The following is a 26,344-nucleotide window of genomic DNA, read 5'->3' as shown; positions in this document are numbered from 1 at the left end:
GCAGTTCCGGTGCGTCCGCCCCGGGCCCCGTCACGCGTCCTGGCCGGCCACGTCCGTTCAGGCCGCCAGAGGTATCTCGGCCCAGATCGTCTTGCCCTGCGCGGCGTGGCGGGTGCCCCAGTGCCAGGCGAACTGGGCGACGAGGAGCAGTCCGCGTCCGCCCTCGTCGAAGGAGCGGGCACGGCGCAGGTGCGGGGAGGTGCTGCCGGCGTCGGAGACCTCGCAGATGAGGCTGCCGTCGTGGATCAGCCGCAGCTGGATGGGAGGCCGGCCGTAGCGGATGGCGTTGGTGACCAGCTCGCTGACCACCAGCTCGGTGACGAAGGCGGACTCGTCCAGCCCCCAGGCCGTCAGCTGGTCGGTGGCCTGTCTGCGTGCCTGGGCGACGACGACGGGTTCCGAGGGCAGACTCCAGGTGGCGACCTGGTCGGCTCCCAGGGCGCGGGTGCGGGCGACGAGCAGGGCGATGTCGTCGTCGGGAGGGGCGGGCAGCAGCGTCGCGAGCACGTCGTCGCAGAGCGTGTCCAACGCCTGCGCGGGCCGGGCGAGGGTCCGGCGCAGCGCACCGAGCCTCTCGTCGATCTCATGGCCGCGGGCTTCGATCAGGCCGTCGGTGTAGAGGGCGAGGAGGCTGCCCTCGGGCAGTTCGACCTCGCACGCCTCGAAGGGCAGGCCTCCCAGGCCGAGCGGTGGGCTCGCGGGGAGGTCGAGGAAGGCCGCCTCGCCGTCCGGGGTCACCACGACGGGCGGCGGGTGGCCGGCCCGGGCCAGGCGACAGCGGCGGGAGACGGGGTCGTAGACCGCGTAGAGACAGGTGGCGCCGATGTCTCCGGCGATGTCGGCGTCGGCCGCGGCCTCGGAGGACAGGCGGATGACGACGTCGTCGAGGTGGGTGAGCAGCTCGTCGGGCGGCAGGTCGATGTCGGCCAGGGTCCGGACGGCCGTGCGCAGCCGCCCCATGGTGGCGGAGGCCTGGACCCCGTGGCCGACGACATCACCGACCACCAGGGCGACCCGGGCTCCGGAGAGCGGGATGACGTCGAACCAGTCACCCCCCACGCCGGCCCGGCCTCCGGCGGGCAGGTAGCGGGAGGCGGCCTCGACCGCCGGCTGGCTGGGCAGTGTCATGGGCAGCAGACTGCGCTGCAGGGTCACGGCCGTGATGCGCTCACGGGTGTAGCGACGGGCGTTGTCGATGCACACCGCGGCCCTGGCCGTGATCTCGTCGGCCAGCAGGACGTCGTCCTCTTCGAACGCCTCCGGGTGTCGGGTGCGGCCCAGGAAGACGGAGCCGAGAGTGACACCACGAGCGCGCATCGGCACCACCATCACCGAGTGCGCCCCGGACAGGAGGATCCGGGTGGCCCGCTGGGGGTCCTGAGCCGCCCATCGGAGCATGGAGGAGCCGTTCACCTCGTACACCGCGGAACGGCCGGTGGCCAGACACTCGGCCGTGGGCGCGGACGCCGGGTACTCCACCTTGCTCCCCAGCCGGAGCATGGTGCCGAGGAGGGCGTCGGTGCCCGCCTGCCGTGCGGTCCGGCACATGCTGATCGGACCGCGCGGCGGGCCGTCGGGCGGCTCCTCGCCGCGATGGACGAACTCCAGCAGATCGACGGAGGCGTAGTCCGCGAGCCGGGGGACGACCACATCGGCCAGTTCCTGCGCGGTACGCGTGATGTCCAGGGTGCTGCCGATGCGGTTGCCGGCCTCATTGACCAGCAGCAGCCGCTGGCGGGCCAGGTACTGCTCGGTGATGTCGAGAAGCGCGATGGACGATCCCTGCACCTGGCCGAGGTGGTTCTTCAACGGAGAGAGGAACACGGACCAGGCGCGTCCCCGTGACTCGCTGGGTGCGCGGAGGTACCGCACCACGTGCACGGGTTCCCCGGTGCGCACCACCTGGTCCTGGAGCTCTGTGAATTCGTCGTATGCCGGACTGGGCAGGAAGTCCATGAGGCGGCGCCCTCGTATCCGCTCCTCGGGCAGGCCCACTATCCGGGCTATCACGTCGTTGGCTCCCACCGCCCGGTTGTCCCGGTCGTAGAACGCCACGGCGACCGGGAGCTGGGACAGGGTGAGTTCCCTCAGCAGAGTGCCCTTGTCCTCCCCGGGCAGGCTCGGGCCGTCCGGAACCGCGGCCGTGAGGACCCATTGGGTCCGCCCGTCCCCGTCCGGGCACGGGCAGGCCCGGACCACCACGTCCACCGTCCGGCCGTCCCGGTGCCGGGCCGGGACGACGCCGTACCACGGCGCCTGTTCCGCCAGACGGCGCAGGGCCGACGGGGGGAGGTGCGAGACGAGCAGATCGGCCGCGGGGCGCGAGACGACCTCCCCGGGTACGTAACCGAGCAGGCTCCGGGCTTCCTCGCTCCACCCCGTGATCACACCCCGCTCGTCGGCGATGGCGACGGCGGTGGTCGGGGTCGTGGTGCACGGCTCGGGCGTGCCGTCCGGTCGGCGCTCAGCACCCTTGTCCTGTAGTGCCATTTTCACCCATTTCAACCCAGTACAAGAATATTTTACCGTCCGGGCTCTCCGGTCGGCGGCGGCCCCGCGGCGCCCCGCACCGGCTCGGTTCCCGCACCGCGGTTCCCGGCCGTGGCTCCCCGCACCGGACATCCCGGTCCGCTCGGCGGTGCACGCCGTCAGCCTGCCGGACCGGGAACCGATCATGGCGCCGTGGGACGTGGGCAGGCCTGCTGGGCGAGCGGCGGGTGAAGGGGTCGCATGGTGCCCCGGCGCCGGGGTGCGGGAGAGCCCGCACCGCCGAGCCGGACGAAGGCGGCGCCCGGCCCGTGCCGTCGGCGCGGTTTCCGGCCACGACGAGTTCACGCCCCTCCCGCTCCACTCAACTCTCCTGTCACTCTGGTGAGTTGACGCGGACAGCGAGGACGAGGGGAGTGGGCAGTGGCGCACGGGCGTACACCGGACCGCCGGCGGCTGCTGTTGGTCGAGGACGACCAGGAGCTCGTGACGATGCTCTCCGAGGTACTGGGCGGGGAGGGTTACGCGGTCGACGTCGCGACCGACGGTCAGCGGGGCCTGCATCTCGGCCTCACCCGGCAGTACGACGTCGTCGTCCTCGACCGGCGTCTGCCGGTGCTGGACGGCCTGGACCTGCTGGGCCGGCTCCGCTCCCGGGCGCTGCGCACGCCGGTGCTGCTGCTGACGGCGATGGGCACCCTGCACGACCGGGTGGACGGGCTCGACGCCGGCGCGGACGACTACCTGGTCAAACCGTTCGAACTCGAGGAACTCATCGCCCGGCTGCGGGCGTTGTGCCGGCGGGCGCTGGAGGTCACCGACGTCCTGAGGATCGGCTCGGGCCACCTGTACGTGGCGCGCAGGGAGGTCGAGCTGGCCGACGGCGAGCGGATCGCCCTCGCCGCCCGGGAGTTCGCGCTGCTGTGGCTGCTCGCCTCGCGCCCCGACCTCGTGTACTCGCGGACGGAACTGCGCCGGACGGTGTTCCAGGAGGCGCCGGCGTCGTCCATCGTCGACACCTACGTCTACTACCTGCGGCGCAAGCTGGGCCGGCAGGTGGTGTGCACGGTCCGCGGACTCGGTTACCGGCTGGGGGCGCTGTGAGGTCGTCGGCCCACGCGGAGTGGTCGGCGGTGCGCCGGGCACGGCTGCGGATCACCGTGATCACCGGGGTGGTCGTCACGCTGCTGGTCACGGTCGTCGGCGCTGTCGCCGACCAGGTGATGACGCACGCGCAGCACGAGCAGGTGTGGCGGGAGCTGCGCTACGGCGCCGCGCGCGGCGACCCGTCGAGCCCGCCGGTGTGCACCTGGCTGTACACGCCGGGCGTGGCTCCCCTGGCGAACGCCCCGGCCGGGTTCCCGGTGCGCCCCGACCTGGTTCGGGTGCACCGCACCCACGAGGCCGTGGAGCGCACCCTGCGCCGGGACGGCACGGTCTACCTGGTGCGCACGCAGGTGAGGGCGGACGGGACCGTGGTGCAGGCGGTGTTCGACATGCGTTTCCAGCTGGCCGACCGCACCCACCTGTGGTTCGCGCTGGGCGTGGCCGAGGCGGTGGGGCTGCTCGCCGCCGCCGTCGCGGGATGGGTCCTCGGGCGCCTGTCGGTGGCGCCGTTGGCCGAGGCGCTCTCCCGGCAGCGCCGGTTCGTCACGGACGCCAGTCATGAACTGCGCACGCCGATCACCCAGGTGTACACGCGGGCGCAGGTGCTGTCCCGGCAGGCGGTCGCCGAGGATCTGCCGGCCCCGCACCGCGAGGGGCTGACCCGGCTGGTCGGTTCGGTCGGCCGGCTCGGCGAGGTGCTCGACGACCTGCTGCTGTCCGCGAGCCTGACGGCGGGCCCGGCGCGGCCGTCGGAACGCCGGCCGGTCGACCTGGTCGCGCTGGCCCGGTCGGTGGTGGCCGAGGAGTCGGACCGGACCCGGGACCGCCGCCTGAGCGTCGACGTCGACGGCCCCCCGCACCCCCTGTTCGTCGACGGCATCGAGTCCGCACTGCGCCGCGCCGTCGGCGAGCTGCTGTCCAACGCGATCAGCCACACCCCGGAAGGCGGACGGATCGAGGTGGTCCTCGCGCACGTCGGCGCCACGGTCCGGCTGACCGTGACGGACACCGGTCATGGCTTCGACCCGGCGGAGACGGAACGGCTGTTCGAGCGGTTCCACCGGAGCGGCGGCGGAGGCCGGTACGGGCTGGGGCTGGCGCTGTTGCGGGAGGTCGTCACCGGGCACGGGGGCACCGTCGTCGCCGCCGGCCGTCCCGGGCAGGGTGCCCGGTTCACCATCCGGCTCCCGCAGTGGACCGCCCCGTCCGACGCGGTTCCGGCCCGCCCGGTCAGGACGGGTCGAGCGTGGACAGCAGGCGTGCCGCGGCGCGCACGTCCGCGTCCAGGGGGCGGTCGGGCTCGACCGGGGGGATCGCGTCGATGAGGGTGTCGAGGAGTGCGCCGCACCGGGGGGCGGTGGGGCGGCGGGCTCCGGCGTGGACGGCCTGGCGCAGGCCGAGTGCGAGCGACCCGCACAGCAGGCCGAGCAGTTCCGCCGTGTCGTAGGAGCGCAGGGCGGCCTGGGTGCCGAACGGGACGACGTCCTGGTTGTGCAGGTTCGTCGGCAGGCTCTGCATGGCGGCGGGGGTGGCGGCGCGGCGGATCTCGGCGACGAAGGCGGTGGTGGCCAGTTGCACGCCCTGGAGGCCGTGCTGGGTGCCCGGGGTGGTGGTGAGCATGGGCGGGAGGCCGCCGTTGCGCGCCGGGTCCACCAGCAGGTCGAGCTGGCGTTCGGCGAGGTTGCCCAGCTGGGCGGTGACGGAGGCGAGCAGGTCGGCGGCGAACGCCGCGGGCTGCCCGAAGAAGTTCCCGCCGTGCACCGCCTTGCCCTCTCCCGCCCTGTCGCCGGCGGCGTCGGCGTCGGCGTCGGCGGGGAAGAACAGCGGGTTGTCGCTGACGCCGCCGAGGTCCGCGGCGACCACGCCGTCGACGTAGCGCAGGGCGTCCTCCGCCGCGCCGAGCAGTTGTGGGGCGCAGCGGATGCTGTAGGGCTCCTGCAGGGGCCGGGTGCCGGAGGGCGTGGTGCCAGCGAGCGTGCGGCGCATGCGCGCGCCGACGTCGATCGCGCCGGGGTGGCCGTAGGCGCGCAGCAGGTCCGCGTCGAGGAAGCCGGGGTCGCAGCCGAGGAGGTCGGTCAGCAGGCAGGTGAGGGCCGTGAGTGAGCGGTGGGCGGCGCGCACGCGGTCGTGGGCCAGGGCGGTGGCCGCGGTGGTGACGGAGGTGCCGTTGACGAGGGCGAGCGCGTCACGGCCGCCGAGTACGAGGGGGCGCAGTCCGGCGACGGTCAGCGCGTCGGCGGCCGGCATGCGGCGGCCGTCGAGGTAGGCGTGTCCCCGGCCGCGCAGCGCCTGGGTGGCGTAGGCGAGCGGGATGAGGTCGCCGCTGGCGCCGACGGAGCCGTAGCGGGGGACGGCGGGCGTGAACGTGGTGGCGAACGTCGCGGCGAGCCGGTCGACGACGTCGGCGGACACCCCGGAGAGGCCCTGGGCGAGGGACCAGGTGCGCAGCAGCAGGGCGGCGCGTGTGATCTCGTGCGGCAGGTCCGGGCCCTGGCCGGCGCCGAGGTGGGCCAGGGTGTTGTCGCACTGGTCGGCCTCGTCGGCGCGGCCGGGGTATCCGGCGAGCGCGCCGAAGCCCGTGGTGGCGCCGTAGATCGGGCGGTCGTCGCCGTGGCGCAGGGCGTGGAAGAAGCGGCGGCCGCGGTCGATGCGGGCACGGGCCTCGTCGTCCACGTGGACGGTGAGCGGTGCCGCCGCGCGGCGCAGGGCGGCGGAGTCCAGGGGGCCGGTGAGAAGGACGCTGTCCGTGGTGGTGGGCACGAGCGGAGAACGTAGGCGGGCAATCTCAGAGCGCTCTGAATTGGGGTGGATAGCTTCCGCCCCATGGCGCACGACTATCTGATCATCGGAGCGGGGCCCGCGGGACTGCAGCTCGCCGCCTTCCTGGAGCGTGACGGTGCGGACTACGTCGTCCTGGAGCGCGGCGGCGGTCCCGGCACGTTCTTCACCCGGTTCCCGCGGCACCGCCGGCTCATCTCTATCAACAAGGTGCACACCGGGTACGAGGATCCGGAGCTGCGGCTGCGGATGGACTGGAACTCGCTGCTGAGCGACGACCCGGAGCTGCTGTTCACCCGCTACAGCCGCCGCTACTTCCCACCGGCCGACGACATGGTCCGCTACCTGTCGGACTTCGCCGCCCGGACCGGGGCGCGCGTGCGGTACGACACCGCCGTGGAGCGCGTCTCCCGCCACGCCGACGGCTTCACCGTCACCGACCGGACCGGCACGGTGTGGCGGACCCGGCGCCTGGTGGTCGCCACCGGGGTGTCCCTGCCGAACCTGCCGCGCGTTGCGGGGATCGAACTGGCCGAGCGCTACGACACGTTCGACCCCGACCCGGAGTCCTTCACCGGTCAGCGGGTGCTCGTCATCGGGCGGGGCAACTCCGCCTTCGAGACGGCCGACGCTCTGATGGAGACGGCGTCGGTCATCCACCTCGTCGGCTCCGGCTCCCTGCGGCTGGCATGGCAGTCGCACTACGTCGGACACCTGCGCGCGGTCAACAACAACTTCCTCGACAGCTACCAGCTGAAGTCGCAGAACGCGCTGCTCGACGGGCGGGTGCTCGCCGTCCGGCGCGAGGGCGACGGCTTCACCGTGCCCGTGGCGTTCGAGCGGGTCGACGAGGTGGTCAAGGAGCTCCACTACGACCGGGTGATCGTCGCCACCGGCTTCCGGTTCGACGCCTCGCTCTTCGACGACACCTGCACACCGTCCCTGATCGTGGACGGCCGCTTCCCGGCCGTGACGCCCGTCGGCGAGTCGGTCGACGTGCCCGGCCTGTACTTCGCCGGAACCCTCACCCAGGGCCGTGACTTCAAGAAGGCCACGACCGGCTTCGTCCACGGCTTCCGCTACTCGGTCCGCGCCCTGTACCGGGCGCTGCGGCAGCTGCACCACGGTGAGCCCTGGCCGCGGACGGACCTCGGGGACGATCCCGAGCGGGCCGTCGACGCGGTCATCACCCGCGTCAACCGGTCCTCCGCGCTGTGGCAGCAGTTCGCCGTCCTCGGCGACCTCCTGCTCGTCGCCCCCGACGGCACCCTGAGCTACGCCGAGGAGGTTCCCGTCGCCCACGTCCCGCAGGCCGTGCGCGCCGGGGACTTCGGGCCGGTGGCCGCCCACGCGGTGATCACCCTGGAGTACGGGGCGGACCACGACCGGGTCGACCCCTTCGACGTCACCGCGGGCCGCACGTCCCAGCAGGACGTGCGGGGCCTCGACGGCCGTTATCTGCATCCGGTGGTGCGCTGGTACCGGGCCGGTGCGTTCGTCGCCGAACACCACCTCACGGAGAACCTGGAGAACGAGTGGGACAGCGAGGAGGTCCACCGGGCGCCGCTGCGCGCGTTCCTCGCCGCCCGGCTCGCTCCGGCCCCGGTGGCACCGTGACGCTCGGCCGGCTGCACGACGAGGCGCGCGGGATCCTCGACCCGGCGCACTACGACTACGTGGCGGGCGGGGCGGACCGGGAACGCGTCCTCGCCGACAACGAGCGGGCCTTCGACCGGTACGCGCTGCTGCCGAGGGTGCTGCGCGGCAGCGAGGCGCGGGACACCTCCGTCGACCTGCCGGGCGCCCGCCGGGCGGCGCCGGTGATCGTCGCGCCGACCGCGTTCCACCGGCTGGTGCACCCGGGCGGCGAACGCGCCACGGCCCGTGCCGCCGCCGCCGAGGGCGCCGTGCTGGTGACGGGAGCGGCCGCGACCACGGCCGTCGCCGACGTCGTCGCGGCGGCGCGCGAGGCGGCCCCGGACCCGGCGGTGTGGTTCCAGCTGTACCCGCACCCCCGCCGGGAGGTCACCGGGGCGCTCGTGCGGCGCGCCGAGGAGGCGGGCTGCACGGCCCTCGTGGTCACCGTCGACTCGCCGGTGTTCGGCCGGCACGCCCGGGACCTGCGCAACGGGTTCACCGACCTGCCGCCCGGACACGCGGCCGAGAACATGCGCGACCTGCCCGGCGCCCCGCCGGGCGGCCTGACCGACATCCCCATGTCCCCGGCCGTCTCCTGGCGGGACATCGACGAGATCCTCCGTATGACCGCGCTGCCCGTGCTGCTCAAGGGGGTTCTGCACCCGCAGGACGCGCGGCTGGCCGTCGGGCACGGTACGGCCGGGGTGATCGTCTCCAACCACGGCGGCCGCCAGTGCGACGCCGTCCCGGCGGCCGTGGACTGTCTGCCCCCGGTCGTCGACGCGGTCGGGGACCGGGTGCCGGTCCTGCTGGACGGCGGGATACGCCGGGGCAGCGACGTCGCCGTCGCCCGCGCGCTGGGCGCGACGGCCGTCGGGGTGGGGCGCCCGGTGGTGTGGGGCCTGGCCGCCGAGGGGGAGGCCGGGGTCCGGCGGGTCCTGGCGACGCTGCGCGAGGAGTACGACCACACGCTCGCGCTGTGCGGGGGGCGCCACAACGCCGACCTCACCAGGGACATGGTGGTCCGCAGGGACGGGACGTGGTGAGCGGCGGGCCGGGAGCGGACACGTGGTGGCTGCCGCGCACCGTGGTGGCGCTGCGCGTGCGCGTCTTCGAGAAGGTCAACGGCGACCGGACGGTGACCCTGCCCAACGACCGTCACGGACCGGAGGTGTTCGAGCGGGTGTACGCCCACCCGGCCGCGGACGGGCGCAGCGCCGGGGCGGGCCTGTCCGACCTGTTCTGGTACTGGCTGGCGCCGGGACCGGAGGTGCACCAGGAGCACCTGGAGCCCGGCGAGCGCTACGAGGACGTGGCCGCGACGACCCGGCGTGTCCTCGCCGGGAGCTCGCCCGAGCTCGCGGCGGCGGCCGGCCGCGCCGTCGCACGCGCCCTGGACACCGTGCCGGACACGCGGATCAGCCTCGTACGGCTACGTGACCTGGTGATGCCCGCGTGGGCCGAGTTCTGCTACGAGCTGGTGTTCCGGGAGCCGTGCCCGCCGCACGCCCGGGACCTGATCAGCGCCCACGCCGACGACGTGGTCAGCGCCCTGAAGTGCACCGGCCTGCGCCATCCGCGGCGCCGGGCCCGGCTGACGGCGTACCTGAGCGACCGGGTCGCGGCCGGCGAGGTGCCGCACCGGCTGCCGGCCTCGCTGTCACCGCCGGAACAGGTGCACTACCTGCAAGGGACCTTCTTCAACACGGCCGTGGTCCAGTTGTCCGAGGCGACCGCGCACCTCCTGCTCGCCCTGGCCCGCCACCCGCGGGTGCAGCACCGGCTGTCGGCGGACCCGCGGGACGACCGCTACCTGACGCACGTGCTCGACGAGACGATGCGGCGGTACCCGCTGTTCGGCATCGCGCACCGCATCACCACGGGCCCGATACCGCTCGACGAGGACACGGTGCTGCCGGCCGGCTCCGTGGTGTGCTTCAGCTACCCCGACTACCACGCGACGGGCCACGACCGGCCCGACGTGTTCGATCCGGACCGCTGGAGCGCGCTGTCCGCCAAGGACGTCCACCACATCCCGTTCGGCATGGCGGCGAACCGTCCCTGCCCGGCGTGGCGCCTGTCGCCGCTGGTGCTGCGCGCCGCCGTCCGGGAGGTGCTGCGCCGCTTCCGGCTGGACTCGACGGCCTCGCACACCCGGTCCATCCCGCACCGCGCGCCCTGTCTGCTGATACCCCGCGGCCTGCCGCCCCGGCCCCGCCGTCTCGCCGCGTTGCGGAGGTTCCTCCGCTGGTGGGACGCGGTGGAGGACGTCACACGGGGTGTGCGGCAGCTGGTGCTCGGCACGGTCATGGTGCTGCACGCCCGCCACCAGCGGCTTGCGACACGTCATTTCGCAGAGCATCCGGCCGGGCGCTGCCCGGTCCCCCACCCGGAGGGAAACAGCAGATGAGCGCCACGGATCTCGCACCAGCGTTCTTCCTCGCCGTCGTCGTCATCCTGGTCGTCTGCCGGGCCGTGAGCCGGCTGCTGCACCTGGTCGGGCAACCACCGGTCGTCGGTGAGATGCTCGCGGGCGTGGTGCTGGGCCCGTCGGTGCTGGGCGCCCTGCTGCCCGGCGTCGAGACGGGTCTCTTCCCCCAGGAGCTGCGGCCGGTCCTCTACGTCGTGGGGCAGATCGGCCTCGTCGCGTTCATGTTCCACGTCGGCTGGGACTTCCGGGTGGACCGGCTGCGCGGTGTCGCCCGGCCCGCGGGGCTGGTCTCCGCGGCCGGCGTGCTGGTGCCGGTCGCGCTGGGCGTGGTGCTGATCGTCGCCGTCGGCGAGCGCACCGGGACCCTGGCCCCGGACGTCCCGATGGCGGTGTCGGCCCTGTTCGTCGGGGTCGCGCTGGCGGTGACGGCGTTCCCGATGCTGGCCCGGATCATCGCCGAACGGGGATTGACCGGCACCCGGTTCGGATCGCTCTCGCTCGGCGCGGGCGCCGTCGACGACGCGGTCGCCTGGGTGCTGCTCGCGGGTGTGTTCAGCATCGCCGGCGGCAGTGCCGGGCTGGTGTCGGTCGCCGTCGCGGGCGGCTTCGGTCTCATCGCGGTGATGGCGGTCGTCGTGCGGCTGCGGGGCCGGACCGCGTCGCTGGCCGACCGGGCGGCGCCGGAGAGCCTGCTGCCGGTGCTGGTCGGTGTGCTCTTCCTGGTGGCCTGGTACGCGGACGAGATCGGCCTGTACGCGGTGTTCGGCGCGTTCAGTCTGGGGCTGGTGTTCCCGCGGTCACGGCAGCTCGACCACACGGTGGAGACGCTGAAGCCGGTCGGCACGGTGTTCCTGCCCCTGTTCTTCACCTACTCGGGGCTGAACACGGACTTCACGCTGCTGGGCTCCGGGCCGGTGCTGCTGTTCACGGCGGGGTGCGTGGTGGTCGCGGTCGCCGGGAAGTTCGGTGCCTGCTGGCTGGCCGCACGTGTCGCCGGCGAGCCGAACCGGGTGGCGCTGCGGGTCGGGGCGCTGATGAACGCGCGGGGCCTGATGCAGCTCATCGCGCTCAATCTCGGTCTGGCGGCGGGGATCGTGACCCAGGCGATGTTCAGTGCCCTGGTCGTGGTCGCCATCGTCACCACGGTCATGGCGACACCGCTGCTGGCGCTGATCGACCGGCGGGAGCGGACGCGGGACGGGGAGCCGCGCCGGACGGTCGCGGCGGCCGAGGCCCACTGACTCCGCCCGGCCCCCCACCACCGTCGTGCGCGGAGCGGTGGGGGCCGGGCAAGTCGGCCGGGTGCGCGGGGCGGTGGGAGCCGGGCAGGCCGGCCGGGTGCACGGGGCGGTGGGAGCCGGGCAGGCCGGCCGGGTGCACGGAGCGGTGGAGGCCGGGCAGGCCGGCCGGGTGCACGGAGCGGTGGAGGCCGGGCAGGTCAGCCGGGTGCACGGAGCGGTGGAGGCCGGGCAGGCCGGCCGGGTGCGCGGGGCGGTGGAGGCCGGGCAGGTCGGCCGGGTGCGCGGAGCGGTGGGAGCCGGGCAGGTCAGCCGGGTGCACGGGGCGGTGGGAGCCGGGCAGGCCGGCCGGGTGCACGGGGCGTGGGGCCGGGCAGGCCGGCCGGGTGCACGGGGCGTGGGGCCGGGCAGGTCAGCCGGGGTGCCGCGCCTCGGCCGCGAGCCGCCGTCTGTCGGGCTTCCCGGCGGGTGTGAGCGGCACCTCCTCGATGAGGGTGAGCCGGGTCGGCGCGCACGCTTCGCCCAGGTGCGCCGACACCAGGGCGCGCAGTTCGCCGAGGTCCGGGGTGCGACCGGCGGTGGGCACCGCGAAGGCGTGGGCCGTCTCCCCGGTGCTGTCGTCGGGAACGGCGACGACGTAGGCCTCGGCGACCGCCGGATGGGTGGCGAGGACCTGCTCGACGGCGCCGGCGTAGTACAGGTTGGCGTTGACGATGATCACGTCGCGGGTCCGTCCGGTGAGCCACAGCCGTCCCTCGGCGTCCAGGCGGCCGAGGTCGCGGGTGCGCACCCAGCCGTCGGTGAACACCTCGGCGGTGAGGGCGGGTTCCCGCCAGTAGCCGGAGCTCTGCGAGGGGGTCCGGACGAAGAGCTCGCCGTCGGTGCCGGGCGGGACGGGTCGTCCGGAGGTGTCCCGGACCTCCACCTCGACCGGCGGCACGCCCAGCGAACCGGGTGGGTCACCGGGAACGGCCATGGAGATCATGCCGGTCTCGGTCTGGCCGTAGCCGTGGAAGACGACCGGCCCGAGCACGTCGAGGGCTTCGCGCAGCCGCCCCGGTTCCAGCGGGGAGCCGGACACCATCAGCGCGCGCAGGTGACCGAGGTCAACGGGTGACGCGCGCCGGCTCGCCACGAGGTGCGTCAGACGGGCCACGGTGATGACGCTCGCGGTGGCCCGGTGCCGTATCAGGGCGTCGGGGAAGGCCGGCGGGTCGGCGGTGACGAGGGTGCCGCCGGCGGCGAGTGCGAGCAGGCCGTACTCCATCATCACCTGGCTGGCCAGGGTGCCGAACACCAGGAACCGGTCCAGGCGCGCGGCCAGGTCCCGTACGGCGGGCGGCCAGTCGTCCGGCCGGAGCGTCCAGGCCGCGGTCAGCGCCGCGTAGGTCTGGGCGCACGCCTTGGGCGCGCCGGTGCTGCCGCTGGTGTGGATGAGCCGCGCGACGTCGCACGGCCGGGCCGAGACCCGCGGCCGGACGCCGTCGTCAGCCGCCGCCAGCAGGCCGTCGAGTGCGAGGACGCGTCCGGGCCGTCGGGTGTCCGGGGCGTCGGCGGGCCGGGCCGGGGGCCCGTCGGTGACGCGGAAGGCGGTGTCCGCGAGCAGGTGCTCGCGCTGACGCGCGGTCAGCCCGGGACGCACTCCGACCACGCGGGCACCGACCGCATGGGCCGCCATGATCGCGGCGAACGCCTCGGGGCTGACCCCCAGCAGCAGGGCGACGCCGTCCCCGGGGCGGACGCCGTGCTGCCGCAGACCGTTCACCGCACGCCGTACCGCCGCCAGGAGACGGGCGCCGGAGACCTGCCGTCCGGCGTGTTCGAAGACCGGACGGTCCCCCGCCGCCTCGAGGAGGTCCAGTACGCCACCGGGGAACGGCTCAGCCAAGGCAGGCCTGCACGAACGCGGTGAGCGGCCGCTGGTGGACCTCCGGGATGTCCCACTCGTTCTCCAGGTTCTCCGCCAGGTGATGGGTGCCGGCGAGGACTCCGTCGCGGTAGTGGCGGACGACGGGGTGGAGATAGGTGGAGTCCATGGCGTGCTCGACGTCGTTCTCCCTGACCCGTGGCACGGAGACGTCGAACGGGTCGACGTGGTCGTGGTCGGGCCCGTACTCCAGGTCGACGACGAACCGGTGCTCCGCGGGGCCGAGGCCGCCGTCGGTGACGTGGGCGAGCGGGACCTCCTCCCGGTACAGGGCCCGGTCGCCGTCCACCTCGACCACGTCGCCGAGGAACCCGAACTGCTGCCAGAGGGCGGACGAGCGGTTGACGCGGGCGACGACGGCGTCGGCGATCGCCTCCGGTGCCCGGCCGATCGGCCGGGCCGGCCACGGTGTGCCGTGGTGGCGGGCGCCGAGGATGTGGTGCAGGGCGCGTACTCCGTAGCGGAAGCCGTGGATGAAGCCGTTGGTGGACTTCTTGAAGTCCCGCTGCTGGGTGAGGGTGCCGGCGAAGTACAGGCCCGGGACGTTCACCGACTCGAAGGCGGAGGTCTGCTCGGGGAACCGCCCGTCGATGACGAGCGCGGGGCGGCACGTCTCGTCGAAGACGTCCGCGTCGAAGCGGAAGCCGGTGCACACGATGATCCGGTCGTAGTGCAGCTCCCGCAGCCGTTCCGTGGTGCGGGCGTAGCGGAACACGACCCGGAACCGGCCGTCGTCGGTCTTCTCGACGCTCTCCACGGTGCCGTCCAGGACGGCGTTCTGCGATTTGAGCTGGTAGCTGTCCAGGAAGTTGTTGTTGACGGCGCGCAGATGCCCGACGAAGTGGGTCTTCCAGGCCATCCTGAGCGAGTGCGGGCCGGCGACGTGGATGACCGCGGCCTTCGCCAGGAGGGCGTCGGCGGTCTCGAACGCGGAGTTGCCCTTGCCGACGATCAGCACCCGCCGGCCGGTGAAGCCCGCCGGATCGGGGTCGAAGTCGTCGTAGCGGTCGGCGAGTTCGATGCCGGGGATGCGCGGCTCGTTGAGCCGGGAGACGCCGGTCGCCACGACGAGCCGTCTGGCCCGCCAGGTGCGCCCGCCGCCGTCGAGGACGGTGAAGCCTTCGTCCGACCGGGAGATGCGGACGGCCTCCGTGCCGTACTCGACGCGCACGCCGGTGTGCTCCGCGAAGTCGGCCAGATAGCGCACCAGGTCGTCGGCGTGGGGGAAGTAGTCCTCGCTGTACCGGCCGAACAGCAGCCGAGGGTCGTCGCTGAGCAGTGAGTTCCAGTCCATGCGGAGGTTGAGTTCCGGGTCGGTGTACCCGGTGTTGACCTTGTTGATCGATATCAACTGCCGATGCCGGGGGTAGCGGGTGAAGAACGTCCCCGGTCCGCTCCCCCGCTCCAGGACGGCGTAGTCGCGTCCGTCGCGTTCCAGCAGAGCGGCGAGCTGAAGTCCGGCCGGCCCGGCCCCGATGATCAGGTAATCGCGCACCATGGACGGGACGCTAGTGGCGCGATCTCAGAAGGCTCTGAGACGGTCAGAAGGCTCTGAGACGGGACGAGAGGCACGGGTGGTCGCGCCGGCGCGGTCGTGCACCGCGCGACGGCCGTCGCGAGCGTTCGGGGAGCTTGCCGGACCGTGCGTGCCGGGATGCCGCCGCGGCGGCGGCATCCCTCGCGGTGCCCTCGCTCATAGGCCTCCTCCACCCCGGCCTCCCCCAGGGCCGGGCCGGAGCGCTCCTGCCGCAGCCCATGCACCTCGTGGCCCGGCAGATGCCCCGGCTCAGCCCCGAGCAGGCGGCCGACGTCGTCGTCGACACCTTCCTGAACGGCCTCGGCACGCCGTGAGGCGCCGGCGGCCGGAAGACACCCCGCCCGGACGGTGACCGGTCAGGGCTTCAGCCGGTGCGGATGCGCGGGGTACACGCCCAGGAGGCGCACCTCGGTGGAGAAGAACCGCAGCTCGTGCAGGGCGAGGGCGACGCGCCGCTGGTCGGGGTGCCCCTCGATCTCGACGTAGAAGCGGCTGGCGTTGAGCCCCGCGCCCATCTGGTAGCTCTCGATCTTCGTGAGGTTCACACCACTGGTGGCGAACCCGCCGAGCGTCTTGTAGAGCGCGCTGGGGATGTTGCGCACGCAGAAGAACAGGCTCGTCATCGTCGGCTCCCCCGTGTCCGGGCCCGGGGCGGCGTCCCTGGACAGTACGACGAACCGGGTGGTGTTGTCCGGGTCGTCCTCGACCCCGGAGCGCAGTACGTCGAGGCCGTGGAGCCCGGCCGCGGCAGGCGGGGCGAGCGCCGCGTGCCGCGGATCGCCCAGCTCGGCCACCTCGCGCGCCGCCCCGGCCGTGTCGTCGGTGACGAGGGTGCGCCAGCCGCCCTCCCGCAGCAGCTTGCGGCACTGCCCCAGGGCGTGCACGTGACTGCGTACGCACTCCACCCGGTCCAGGGACGCACCGGGCGTTCCCATCAGGTCGAAGCGGATGGGGAGGAAGTACTCGGCGATGATGAACAGCCCCGACTCCGGCAGGAGATGGTGTACGTCCGCGACGCGTCCGGCAGCGGAGTTGTCCACGGGGATCACGGCGACGTCGGCGGTGCCGAGCGTCACCGCGTCCAAGGCCTGCTCGAAGCCCGTGCAGGGCAGCTCTCCGCACCCGGGGTACAGGGCGTGCGCGGCGGTCGCCGAGTTCGATCCGGGTTCACCCTGATATGCGACGGTCGTCACCGGGTCAAAGCCTTCCTGGGGGGAGGTCCTGTCGTCGGGCGGCGGAAACTCCATCCCGTACCGCGCCTGAAGAAGTATCGGTGTACCGACCTCGCTCGCACGCACCGGGGTGGCGGCCGCCGTCCCGTACGACGGCGCCGCTCCCCCGGCCGCCTCGGCGCGAGGGCGAGGAACCCCTGACGGCCACGCCCCCCGGCGCACACAAGCAACCACCTTGACAGGTGACGAGCGCGCACCCTGAGGGCCCGGCACCCACCGCGCACAGCACGGCACCGGCGCGCCGGTCGCGGCGCGGCGCCCATCGGCGGAGCAGTGCACGAGGGCGCGGCATGCCGACCACGACCGGGGGACGGGGCGCGTCGCTGCTCCTCACCGGACGGCCTCGGCCGGTGTCCCGCGGCCGGCGAGTCGCCGACGGCCGGCGAAGGCCGCGGCCGCGCCGGCGGGGACGAGGACGTGCCCGGCCGGGGTGGCCTCGGCCGACGCGGCACGCCTGGAGGTGCTGCCCGTACCGACGGTCTGCCACAGTGACAGCCGAAGTGTCCGGCGCCGGAGGGGCGTGCGGTGCACGCGCCCCTCCGGCGTGTTGCGTCCGTACCCCGGCCGGTCTGAACCCGCACGGCAACCGGCTCGTTCTCATGACGACGACCTGACCGCGCCTCCGATGCCGTCCGGGCACGCCCCGGACGGCACGGGGACCGCCGACACGGGAGACACCCCATGAAATCCAAGGAGCAATGCCCCTACCAGGACGGCAGGGTGGTCATCGACCCCGCCTTCAAGGCCGACTCCCCGGCGCTGTACGCCCGGCTGCGGGAACGGGGCCCCGTTCACCCGGCCGAGTTCCACCTCGGTCTGCGGGGATGGGTGGTCGTCGGATACGACCTGGCCCGGGAGGCGCTGACCCACCCGGCGCTGCTCAAGGACGCCACACCCGCCGCCGAGGCGCTCGCCACCGCCGGCTACGTCCTGCACCGGCCCGGCATCGGCCTCGGCGCCCAGATGATGGAGGCCGACCCACCCGAACACTCCCGTCTGCGCCGCCTGGCCTCGGCCGCCTTCACCCCGCGCCGCACGGCCGAACTGGCGCCTCGCATCGAGCAGATCGCCCACGACCTGATCGACGCGCTGCCGCCGTCGGGCACGATCGACCTCGTCCAAGCGTTCAACGCGCCGCTGCCCGCCACGGTCATCGCCGAACTCCTCGGCATCCCCGAAGAACACCGTCCGGACTTCAGCCGCTGGTCGGGACAGGCGCTCCAGGTGGCCTCGCCCGACCACCGGCCGGCGCTGGCCGGTCTGCACGGGTTGCTGGCCGGTCTGGTCGCCGACAAACGCGGCCGTCCCCAGGACGACCTGCTGTCGGCTCTGGTCGCCGTGCGCGACGAGGAGGACGGCCGGCTCTCCGAGGAGGAACTGGTGGGCACCGCCCTGATGCTGGTCGTCGCGGGCCACGAGAGCACGGTCAACCTGCTGGGCAACGCCGTACTGGCCCTGCTGCGACACCCCGATCAGCTGGGGCTGTTGCGCGAGCGGCCCGACCTGATGCCCGGCGCGGTGGAGGAGTTCCTGCGGTACGACACCTCCGTCGAGCGCTCCACCAGCCGTTACGCGGCGGAGGACCTGGAGTTGGGCGGGGTGTCCGTCCCCCGGGGCAGCCTGGTCGTCGTCGCTCTCGGCTCCGCCGGGCACGACGCCCCTCAGACCGAGGGCGACGACCCCACCGTTCTCGACGTGACCCGCTCCGGCGCCCGTCATCTGGCCTTCGGTCACGGCATCCACTACTGCCTGGGAGCCCCGCTCGCCCGGCTGGAGACGGCCATCGCCCTGCGGACCCTGCTGTCCCGCCTCCCCGAACTGGAACTGGCCGCCCCGGTGGACTCGCTGGACTGGATCGGCTCCGGCATCATCCGCGGCGTGCTGTCGCTCCCGGTGCGCTACCGCCGCGACTGAGGGCCCCGATCCAGGACGGACGACTGCGGGTGGGGGGGGTGAGGACGGCTTCGGCGACGGGGACGGCGCGGCGACACCCCACCCGCTGCCGCGGACACCGAGTCCGCCGGCCTCCCCTGTTCGTTTCCGCGCGCCGTTCCTCTAGGCTCGTGGAGGTCGGCAACTACCGCATGACATCTGCCCGGTGACGGAGTCGGCGTGGGGTGCGCGTCCCCGCTCCACGCCACCACTGGACGGCTCCAGGCGCAGCCACGGGTCGGCACCTCCGGACGCCGACGACCCCGTGTGGCGCGTCCCGCCGGGCGGCGAAAGGGATGGCGTCGTGCCTTCGGCTTCGGCGAACTACCGTACTCTGCTGCGCACTTCGGGTGCCGCGGCCTTCTTCCTTCCCTCCGTCGCCGGGCGTCTGGGCATCGCCATGACGGGAATCGGCATCGTCTGGCTGGTGCACGCACGCACCGGGTCGTATGCCGCCGCGGGTCTCGTCACCGGCGGGTTCGCTGCCGCGGACGCCGTCGCCGGGCCCCAGATCGGGCGCCTTGTCGACCGGTTCGGCCAGGCGCGGGTGCTTCCCTGCGCGGTGGGCGCACATGCCGGGGCCGTGGCGCTGCTGCTCTCCGGCGCCGTTCCAAACCTCGTCGCCGGAGTGCTCGTCGGGGCGACGCTGCCCCAGCTCAGTGCCCTGTCCGCCGCTCGCTGGTCCGCCCTGCTGTCCGGCGACCGGGCTGCCGCGCTGCCCACCGCCTTCGCCCTGGAGGCCCTCGCCAACGGTGTGTCCTACCTGGCCGGCCCGGCCCTGGTGAGCGTCCTCGGTGCCGCGGGCCGTCCGGGCGCCGGGGTGCTGCTCGCCGCCGCACTCGTCGTCGCCAGCGGACTCGCCCTCGCCACCCAGCGCCGCACCATGCCGCCCCGCACCGGCCGCGCCGAACGCCGGCACGCCGGACGCGCCCTGCTCCGCTCCGCGTTCCTGCGGCAGGCCGCGCTCGGTCTCGCGCTCGGGGTGTTCTTCGGCGCGATGCAGGTGTCCGTCACCGCATACGCCGTCGGCCGCGGCACACCGGACGCGGCAGCGCCGCTCTATACCGCCTCCAACTGCACGAACCTGGTGGGTGGTTGGGCCTACGGAGCATGGCGCCGCAGCGGCTCGCCCCGGCGCCGCCAGGCCGCGGCCGCCGCCTGCCTCACCGTCGCGAGCCTCCCGCTGACCTACCTCGACGCGCCCCTCGCGGTCGGCGCCACCCTCGCCCTGACCGGACTCGCCGTGCCGGTCCTCCTGATTCTCGCCTCCGTCCTCACCGAGTCGTCAACCCCACGCGCCGTCCTCACCCAGGCGTTCACCTGGGTCAACTCCGCGAGCGCGGCAGGATCAGCCGGTGCCGCGGCGGTCGCCGGACGGGTGGTGGACGCGAGCGGTGCGCACGGCGGTTTCGGTGTGGCGGCGGGGGCCGCGGCGGCGATGACGGTTCTGGCGCTCGGTGGGCTGCGGGACTGCGGACCGGACGTGCCGAAGTCGTCCGCGCCCGCGGGAACCAGGGCGCCGAACCCGCCGGCCTCACGGCGGGATGCGTCCACGAACCGCAGATCACCCTGAGGCGGCCTCGCCGCCGGTCCGGCCGCCGGTGCAGAGGACGGCACGACCCCTCCCCCGGCCCCCGCACTCCCCCGGCCCCCGCACAGGTGCGGACAAGTCCGACCCACAGCAGCTCGCCGACGGCTACGACCCGCCGCGCATGTTCACTTGGATTCAGCTTTGTTGGTTTTGTTAGGAATCTGAGTCTGATCATTGACGCCTTGTGTTGGCTTATGGTTGCCTACCCGACTGTGAACGGCATGTAACAGAGTTCGATCTCACCGCCCCGGAGTGGGCCTTCTGTCATCAGAAGGGCAACCAATGAACGCGGTACCACACATGCGTCTGATCGTTCGGCTCGAGTCGGGAGAGGAAAGGGAGTTCGGCCCTTTCACGCTCGGGGAAGCAGTCGACGTCGCTCAGGACGACTTCGACGTCAGGGTCGGCGAGACGGCTCCCTTCCAGGTGGCCGTGCGCCCGCCGAGGGGTGAGCGGATCGTCTCGCTCGAGTACCTGCTGCGCGCCCCGATGGGGAACTTCGACGAGGTCGTCCCGCCGGACAGCGGGCGGTGGTTCATGAACCTCATGCACGTCACGGGCTTCTGGAAGTACGGCAGACTCGCCCAGTCGAAGATCAACGACGTGAAGGTCCCGCTCTACATGTTCACCGGACGGGACGGGAACGTGGACCTGGCCATGGGGGTCATCGGCGCCCTCGTCGAGACCGACCTCCGCCTCCTGGAACCCGTCTCCAACCGCGCGCTGAACGTGCACACGCGGGGCGTCGAGGTGAGCATCCGGCGCGGCACCGAGGAGTATCCGCTGCCCCGATCGGTGCCGGCCGCCGACGGATCCGTGACCGAACACGTCTACCTCCTCACCCGGCCGGGGGTGGAAGGCGGTCACGGGCCGTGGCTTCACGTCCTCAGGGACTTCTCCGAGCGGACCCGGGCCGTCTTCGGGCTGCGGGACCGCATCGTCGGAGAGTCGTTCGAACCCTTCTGGTGCAGCTGGACCGACTGGGCCAGCGACGACATCGGCGCGGACATGGTCCTGGAGAACGTCAAGATCGGCCTGGATGTCGGTGTCCGGAACTTCATCATCGACGACGGCTGGTTCGGCCCCGGCCTCGACACCGCGTACGACACCCCCCTGAACATCGGTGACTGGAAGCCCGATCCCGCGAAGTTCCCCGACATGCAGGGGTTGGTACGGCGTCTCGAGGCCATGGGAGCGCGGGCCGTCATCTGGTGCGCTCCCCACGCCGTCGGCCCCGCCGCCGACTGTTTCGCCGACCGCCGCCACCTGCTCATGGCCCCGAGTTCCGGCGAACCCGTCCTGGGGGAGACCCAGTTCTACTCCCTGTGCTTCATGAACGCCGAGGCGCGCAGGGTGATGGCCGACGTCTGCGTACGGCTGGTCGAGGAGTACCCTCGATCAACGACTACCAGACGTTCGGCCCCGGTGACACACCACAGGACGTCGCCGTGGCGGTCATCGCCATGCTGGCCGCCGGGATCCCGGCCTACGGCTCGGACTTCGCGCGCCTGTCCGACGAGAGCAAGGACGTGCTCCGGTGGCACCACCGGCTCTACGCCGACAACCTGAGCGGCTTCCTGCGGCACCGTCGCGCCGACGACGCCTCGCACAGCGTCCTGCGGGCCGAGGCCGACGAACGCGATGTCCTCTTCGTTCTCCAGCCCGCCACATCGTGCCGGGTCCACCGGCCGACCGTCGTGCTCAACGGCGGGTACGGGACCCGGCTCACGGTGGACGCGCAGGCTGCGGGGCTCTCCTTCACCGTCCTGTCGCCGACCGGAGAACGGCTCACCACCGGGCGCGAGCACCCAGGAGGCCCGCTGGCCATCGACGTTCCGCCGGGCGGCGGCATCGTCTTCGCTGCGGCTGCCGGGAGCGAGGTCCGGCTCTGATGGTGCCTGTCGTCGACGTCCCCTCCCGCGAACGGTCGATCGCCGCTGCCCGGCGCACGGGGGACCAGGTGCACGGCGCGGCACCCGACCGGCCGGCCACGGACGCGGACCTGTCCCACGTCACCGGCGTCGTGGCCATCGTGGCCTCGTCCCGGGGCGGCAGCAGCCTTCTCCACCAGATCCTCTCCGACCAGCCGGACGTGCTGTCCATCGCCGGCGAGCACACCGCTCTGTACAAGCTGAACCGGCTCGACCGCGGCCGCGACGGCTCCGACGCCCTGGAGCCGGACGTGGAGTTCGACTGGACCGCGTTCTCCAGGGACTTCATGTCCTTTCTGGGGTCGGGCCCGGCCCGTCCCCCGGCCGGCGCCGCGGACCGGCTGCGGTATGCGGCCGTGGTGACGCGACGCCTCGCCCTGCAGTGGCCGCTGGAGGAGATCGCGTACGCGACCGTGCGGGAGGCCGTCGACCACGCCGTACGGACCGGTGCACGACCCGACGAGCCCGACTCACTGTTCGCGACGGTCCTGCACCGCCTCCGCGTGACCCACCCCCGTATCGATCCGTCCTTCTACGACTTACCGCCCGCCTTCCGGGGCGAAGCGTCCGACGCCGGCCTGCGGCCGCCCCACGACGGCTACTGCATCGAGGAACCGCCGTTCGTCGTCCCCCGGGCCCGCACCGCCGCCGATCGCGGCGCGCTGCGGCGCCACCCCGTGGTGATCAAGTCGTCGGTCGACGCCTACCGGCTGCCGCTGCTGCGACGGCTGATGCCGAACGCCCGAATACGGGTAATCCACCTCACCCGCAACCCCGCCGCGAGCGTGAACGGGCTCTACGACGGCTGGCGCGACCGGGGATTCTTCTCCTACGACGTCTCCGACCGGCACGCCCTGTCGATCGACGGATACTCGGAACTCGGCGCGGCCGCTCGACGCTGGTGGAACTTCGACCTTCCTCCCGGCTGGGAGAAGCTCGTCGACCAGCGGCTGGAACGGGTGTGCGCGCACCAGTGGGCGGGGGCGCACCGGTCCGCCCTCGACACACTGGGCCCCGACACCGCGGACGCGGTCCTGCGCGTGCCGTTCGAGCAGCTCCTCGATCCCGCCACCCGGGAGCGGACCCTCCGGTCCGTCTTCACCTTCGCGGGGATCCCACAGCCGCCCCGGCCGGTGAGCTTCCCCGTCGTGATGGCGACCGCGCGGCCCCGCCCGGCGCGCTGGAGACACCGGGCCGACCTCGTGCTCCCCGCCCTCGACCAGCCGGGCATCCGGGAGGTCGCGGACGAACTCGGTTACCGCAAGGGGGAGGAGGACCGGTGGGTGTGACCGCCGCCGCCTACCACGGGCCGGGCTGGCGCCCCCGCCCCGGACGACACGACGACGACATCGCGGTCGGCGGGAACTGGGCACCACTGCGAGTGAGCCGCGACTTCGACCGGCTCACCGACGTCGCCCTGCACTGCCCGCCGGCCGCTCTCCTCACCGCCGGTGAGCCGGACGCGCTCCAGCACCTGGAGCGACTCGACCACACCGCGCTCCGCCGCGACCTGGACGCGCTCGCCGGGGCGTACGGCGCGCTGGGCGTCACCGTGCACGAACTGCCCGCCCCGGAGCCCCCCGGCGGCAATCCGTACCGCGGCGCCAACGCGATGTACGCGCGCGACCTGCTGTGGATGACCAAGGCGGGCGCCGTGATTCCCCGGATGGCGAGCGCCGTCCGGGCCGGCGAGGAACTCCAGACCCTCAGGCTCTGCGCCCGGCTCGGCATCCCGGTGGCCCGGACCGTCGGCGCCGACGGCGTCTTCGAGGGCGCCGACGCCCAGTGGCTGCGCCCCGACCTGGTCGCCGTCGGACTCGGCGCGCGCACGAACGAGGCAGGGGCACGGCAGGTCGCGGACGAGGCCGGGCAGCAGGGCGCGCGCGTCCTGCGGCTTTCCGTGCCCACCGGGGTCCAGCACCTGCTCGGCGTTCTCCAGGTGCTCGACGCGGACCTGCTCGCCGCCCGCACCTCGATCATGGACCCCGCGGAGATCCGGCACCTGCGCGAGCTGGGCTTCACGGTCGTCGACATCCCCGAGTCCGAGGAGGTCCGCACCCACCTGGCGTTCAACTTCGTCACGGTGGCGCCGCGGGCGGTCCTCATGCCGACCGGGTCCCGTGCCACGGCGGCCCTGCTGTCCCGGCACGGCGTCGAGTGCGTCGCCCGCGTCCCGATACCGGAACTCACCAAGGGCGCAGGGGGAATCGCCTGTGCCACGGGAGTTCTCGCCCGCACATCCCAGGACTGAGGTAGCCCCAGATGCCGACACTCAGCGTCGTCGTGCCCTTCTACAACGTCGCCCCCTACTTCCCCGAACTCCTGGAGTCCCTGGCCGCCCAGTACCTCGAGGACATCGAAGTGATCCTGGTCGACGACGGCTCGACCGACGCCGGCCCGCAGATCGCCTCCTCATGGGTGGCCAAGGACGACCGGTTCTCCCTCGTCACCCAGCACAACCAAGGTCTCAGCGCCGCCCGCAACGCCGGCGCCGAGCAGGCCACCGGCACGTATCTGGCCTTCGCCGACTCCGACGACGTCGTGCCGCCGACGGCCTACCGGGCGCTGGTGGAGTCCCTGGAGTCCACCGGCTCCGACTTCGCGTCCGGAGACGTCCGGCGTCTCGACTCCTCCGGTACACACCGTCATCCGCGCTACGCCGATGTCTTCGCCGCCCCGCGCAGCCGCACCCACATCACCCGCGACCGCGATCTGATCCTCGACCGGATGATCTGGAACAAGGTGTTCCGCCGGTCGTTCTGGGACCGGCACCGCTTCGCCTTCTCCCTCGCCCAGTACGAGGACGCGCCGGTCACCGTGCGGGCCCATATCGAGGCCCGGTCGGTGGACGTGGTCGGGCAGGTCGTCTACCACTGGCGTATCCGGGAAGCCGGGGAACGCTCCATCACGCAGCGCCTGTACGAGCCCGACAACATCGCGGCCCGTATGCGCATGATGGTGGTCACCGGGGACATCCTCCGCGAGCACGCCCCCGAACTGCTGCCCGTCTACGAGCGCGACATGTGCCTCGGCGACCTGCGCATCGCGATGCTCGCCATGCTGGAGAACACCGATGACGCGATGGCGACGGCCCTGGAACTCGGCCGCGGCTTCCTCGCCCGGGTGGACGAGCAGGTGATCGAGCGGCTGCCCGAGGTGAACCGGCATCGGCTCGCCCTCCTCCTCGCGTGGAAGTCCGAGGAGCTCCGCGAGGCGCTGCGTGCTGACGGGCAGTAGCGCGACGGACAGCGCACCGGCCGCTCCCGCACGACCGAGGTCTGCCGGTCGACTGCTGCGCGAGGAGGCCGACTTCCGCCGCGTCTACCTGTCCCAGCTGGTCAGCCTGGGCGGGGACTGGTTCGCGATGATCCCGCTCCTGGCCCTGCTCCAGGAGTTGACCAGCGCCCCCCTGTGGGGAGCGCTGGTCCTCGCGGCCGACACGCTGGTCATCGCCGCGCTGTCCCCCTACGCCGGAGTGGTCGTCGACCGTATCGACCGCCGCCGGTTGATGATCGTCTGCGATCTGCTGTCCGCCGGGTTCATCGCCACCTTGTTCCTCGTGCGGACCGAGTCGACCGCCTGGATCGCCCTGATCGCGCTGGGCGGTGTCGCGGGAGTGAAGGCCTTCTACGCTCCCGCGGCGAACGCCGCGCTCCCCCATCTGGTTCCGACCTCGGACCTGCTGACCGCCAACGCCCTCAGCGGAGGCGCCTGGGGCGTCATGCTCGCCGTGGGAGCCTCGCTGGGCGCACTGCTCGCCTCCACCCTCGGCACCCACTGGTGCTTCGCCCTCGACGTGGTCTCCTTCTGCGTCTCCGCGGCCCTGGTCCAGCGGGTGCGGAGGCCCTGCGGTGGCGGCCGGGGCGGCAAGCCGCGGGGCACGGTGCGGGACGATCTCCGCGAGACGACGTCGTTCGCCCGCCAGGACCGTCGCATCGTCGCCCTGCTGCTGGCCAAGCCGGGAACCGCCCTGGGCAACGGAGTGCTGGCGCTCTTCCCGGCCCTGGGCGCCGCCGTGTTCCACGTGGGCGACGTCGGCGTGGGCCTGCTGTACGCCGCTCGCGGCGTGGGGGCGCTGATCGGTCCCGTGCTGGGCCGGCGACTGCTGTCGGGGCGGGAGGGCCGGATGCGCCGCCTCACTCTGGCCTCGACCCTCACGTTCGGCCTCGCCTACGCCGGCTTCTCCGCCGTCAGCTGGTTCCCCCTGGCCGTCCTGCTGGTCGTGGCCGCCCACGTCGGCGGCAGCATGAACTCCACCCTGTCGTCCTTCGCCCTGCAGTCGGCCACCCCGGACGGCATCCGCGGGCGAGTCCTCAGCGTCGACTTCATGTTCTCCACCCTCTCCCTCGGCGTGAGCCAACTGGTGGCCGGAGGCCTCGCGACGACCATGGACGCGCCGCGGGCCGCGTTGTGCATCGCGGGCATCGTGATCGTCTACGGCCTGCTCTGGTGGGCCCTCTCCGGGAACCTGAGCGCACGCCGCACCACCTCCCCCACCACGGAACGAGGTTGACC

The 26,344-nt window shown here is 73.2% G+C and carries 20 protein-coding genes; 15 read left to right on the top strand and 5 right to left on the bottom strand.

Translation table 11 applies throughout. The annotated features are described in order from the left end of the window. Positions 1-57 precede the first annotated feature (57 nt). Positions 58-2,490, bottom strand: coding sequence for a SpoIIE family protein phosphatase (locus ACIP67_RS21965; protein ID WP_401693837.1), 2,433 nt, complete (start codon positions 2,488-2,490; stop codon positions 58-60). 420 nt (positions 2,491-2,910) lie between these two features. Between ACIP67_RS21965 and ACIP67_RS21960 the strand changes: the two genes are divergently transcribed. Further along, the gene (locus ACIP67_RS21960; RefSeq protein ID WP_401693835.1) at positions 2,911-3,591 is read left to right on the top strand and encodes a response regulator transcription factor; all 681 of its coding nucleotides are present in this window, start codon (positions 2,911-2,913) and stop codon (positions 3,589-3,591) included. Then, complete coding sequence (locus tag ACIP67_RS21955) at positions 3,588-4,919, top strand: sensor histidine kinase (protein ID WP_401693833.1); 1,332 nt, start codon at positions 3,588-3,590, stop codon at positions 4,917-4,919. The genes ACIP67_RS21960 and ACIP67_RS21955 overlap by 4 nt, the downstream gene beginning before the upstream one ends. Here ACIP67_RS21955 and ACIP67_RS21950 read toward each other — a convergent pair. Continuing rightward, on the bottom strand, positions 4,825-6,354 hold the full coding sequence (locus tag ACIP67_RS21950; RefSeq protein WP_401693832.1) for an aromatic amino acid ammonia-lyase: 1,530 nt from the start codon (positions 6,352-6,354) through the stop codon (positions 4,825-4,827). The genes ACIP67_RS21955 and ACIP67_RS21950 overlap by 95 nt on opposite strands. 63 nt (positions 6,355-6,417) lie before the next feature. Between ACIP67_RS21950 and ACIP67_RS21945 the strand changes: the two genes are divergently transcribed. The 4 genes from ACIP67_RS21945 to ACIP67_RS21930 are packed head-to-tail and all read left to right on the top strand — an operon-like array spanning position 6,418 to position 11,682. Next, positions 6,418-7,989 carry an NAD(P)-binding domain-containing protein gene (locus tag ACIP67_RS21945; protein ID WP_401693829.1) on the top strand — a complete coding sequence of 524 codons (1,572 nt, stop codon included), beginning with the start codon at positions 6,418-6,420 and terminating at the stop codon, positions 7,987-7,989. Continuing rightward, positions 7,986-9,056 (top strand): alpha-hydroxy acid oxidase, encoded by a 1,071-nt coding sequence (locus tag ACIP67_RS21940; RefSeq protein ID WP_401693827.1) that lies wholly within the window; start codon positions 7,986-7,988, stop codon positions 9,054-9,056. The genes ACIP67_RS21945 and ACIP67_RS21940 overlap by 4 nt, the downstream gene beginning before the upstream one ends. Beyond that, positions 9,053-10,420 carry a cytochrome P450 gene (locus ACIP67_RS21935; RefSeq protein ID WP_401693825.1) on the top strand — a complete coding sequence of 456 codons (1,368 nt, stop codon included), beginning with the start codon at positions 9,053-9,055 and terminating at the stop codon, positions 10,418-10,420. Before ACIP67_RS21940 ends, ACIP67_RS21935 begins: the two co-directional genes overlap by 4 nt. Next, positions 10,417-11,682, top strand: coding sequence for a cation:proton antiporter (locus ACIP67_RS21930; RefSeq protein WP_401693823.1), 1,266 nt, complete (start codon positions 10,417-10,419; stop codon positions 11,680-11,682). Before ACIP67_RS21935 ends, ACIP67_RS21930 begins: the two co-directional genes overlap by 4 nt. A gap of 409 nt (positions 11,683-12,091) precedes the next feature. Here the strand turns inward: ACIP67_RS21930 and ACIP67_RS21925 are convergent, their stop codons facing one another. Together ACIP67_RS21925 and ACIP67_RS21920 are read right to left on the bottom strand one after the other, a co-directional pair. Continuing rightward, entirely contained in the window at positions 12,092-13,567 is a 1,476-nt protein-coding gene (locus tag ACIP67_RS21925; protein WP_401693821.1) for a class I adenylate-forming enzyme family protein, read from the bottom strand. Continuing rightward, a complete protein-coding gene (locus tag ACIP67_RS21920; protein ID WP_401693819.1) occupies positions 13,560-15,104 on the bottom strand; it encodes an NAD(P)-binding domain-containing protein in 1,545 nt (514 codons plus the stop codon). The genes ACIP67_RS21925 and ACIP67_RS21920 overlap by 8 nt, the downstream gene beginning before the upstream one ends. Positions 15,105-15,238: 134 nt before the next feature. On the opposite strand from ACIP67_RS21920, the gene ACIP67_RS21915 reads away from it, so the two are divergent. Then, complete coding sequence (locus ACIP67_RS21915; RefSeq protein WP_401693817.1) at positions 15,239-15,457, top strand: hypothetical protein; 219 nt, start codon at positions 15,239-15,241, stop codon at positions 15,455-15,457. 42 nt (positions 15,458-15,499) lie between these two features. On the opposite strand, the gene ACIP67_RS21910 is transcribed toward ACIP67_RS21915, so the two are convergent. Further along, positions 15,500-16,336 carry a prephenate dehydratase gene (locus tag ACIP67_RS21910; protein WP_401693815.1) on the bottom strand — a complete coding sequence of 279 codons (837 nt, stop codon included), beginning with the start codon at positions 16,334-16,336 and terminating at the stop codon, positions 15,500-15,502. 720 nt (positions 16,337-17,056) lie between these two features. Here ACIP67_RS21910 and ACIP67_RS21905 point away from each other — a divergent pair. The 8 genes from ACIP67_RS21905 to ACIP67_RS21870 all read left to right on the top strand — a co-directional run bounded on the left by ACIP67_RS21905 (position 17,057) and on the right by ACIP67_RS21870 (position 26,342). After that, positions 17,057-18,289, top strand: a complete 1,233-nt coding sequence (locus ACIP67_RS21905; RefSeq protein WP_401693813.1) for a cytochrome P450 — start codon at positions 17,057-17,059, stop codon at positions 18,287-18,289. Between the two features lie 322 nt (positions 18,290-18,611). Further along, positions 18,612-19,880, top strand: a complete 1,269-nt coding sequence (locus tag ACIP67_RS21900; RefSeq protein ID WP_401693811.1) for an MFS transporter — start codon at positions 18,612-18,614, stop codon at positions 19,878-19,880. A 318-nt stretch (positions 19,881-20,198) separates the two neighbouring features. Continuing rightward, positions 20,199-21,467 (top strand): alpha-galactosidase, encoded by a 1,269-nt coding sequence (locus ACIP67_RS21895; protein WP_401693809.1) that lies wholly within the window; start codon positions 20,199-20,201, stop codon positions 21,465-21,467. Then, positions 21,428-21,790, top strand: a complete 363-nt coding sequence (locus tag ACIP67_RS21890; protein WP_401693807.1) for a hypothetical protein — start codon at positions 21,428-21,430, stop codon at positions 21,788-21,790. Before ACIP67_RS21895 ends, ACIP67_RS21890 begins: the two co-directional genes overlap by 40 nt. Continuing rightward, on the top strand, positions 21,790-23,118 hold the full coding sequence (locus ACIP67_RS21885) for a sulfotransferase (RefSeq protein WP_401693805.1): 1,329 nt from the start codon (positions 21,790-21,792) through the stop codon (positions 23,116-23,118). Before ACIP67_RS21890 ends, ACIP67_RS21885 begins: the two co-directional genes overlap by 1 nt. Next, complete coding sequence (locus tag ACIP67_RS21880; RefSeq protein ID WP_401693803.1) at positions 23,109-24,080, top strand: dimethylarginine dimethylaminohydrolase family protein; 972 nt, start codon at positions 23,109-23,111, stop codon at positions 24,078-24,080. Before ACIP67_RS21885 ends, ACIP67_RS21880 begins: the two co-directional genes overlap by 10 nt. Positions 24,081-24,091: 11 nt before the next feature. Continuing rightward, on the top strand, positions 24,092-25,066 hold the full coding sequence (locus tag ACIP67_RS21875; RefSeq protein WP_401693801.1) for a glycosyltransferase family 2 protein: 975 nt from the start codon (positions 24,092-24,094) through the stop codon (positions 25,064-25,066). After that, on the top strand, positions 25,050-26,342 hold the full coding sequence (locus tag ACIP67_RS21870; protein ID WP_401693799.1) for an MFS transporter: 1,293 nt from the start codon (positions 25,050-25,052) through the stop codon (positions 26,340-26,342). Before ACIP67_RS21875 ends, ACIP67_RS21870 begins: the two co-directional genes overlap by 17 nt. Positions 26,343-26,344: the final 2 nt, after the last annotated feature.

The sequence above is a fragment of the Streptomyces sp. NPDC088812 genome, assembly GCF_044750285.1.
GTDB lineage: Bacteria > Actinomycetota > Actinomycetes > Streptomycetales > Streptomycetaceae > Streptomyces.
This window is presented reverse-complemented; position numbering and strand designations above follow the sequence as displayed.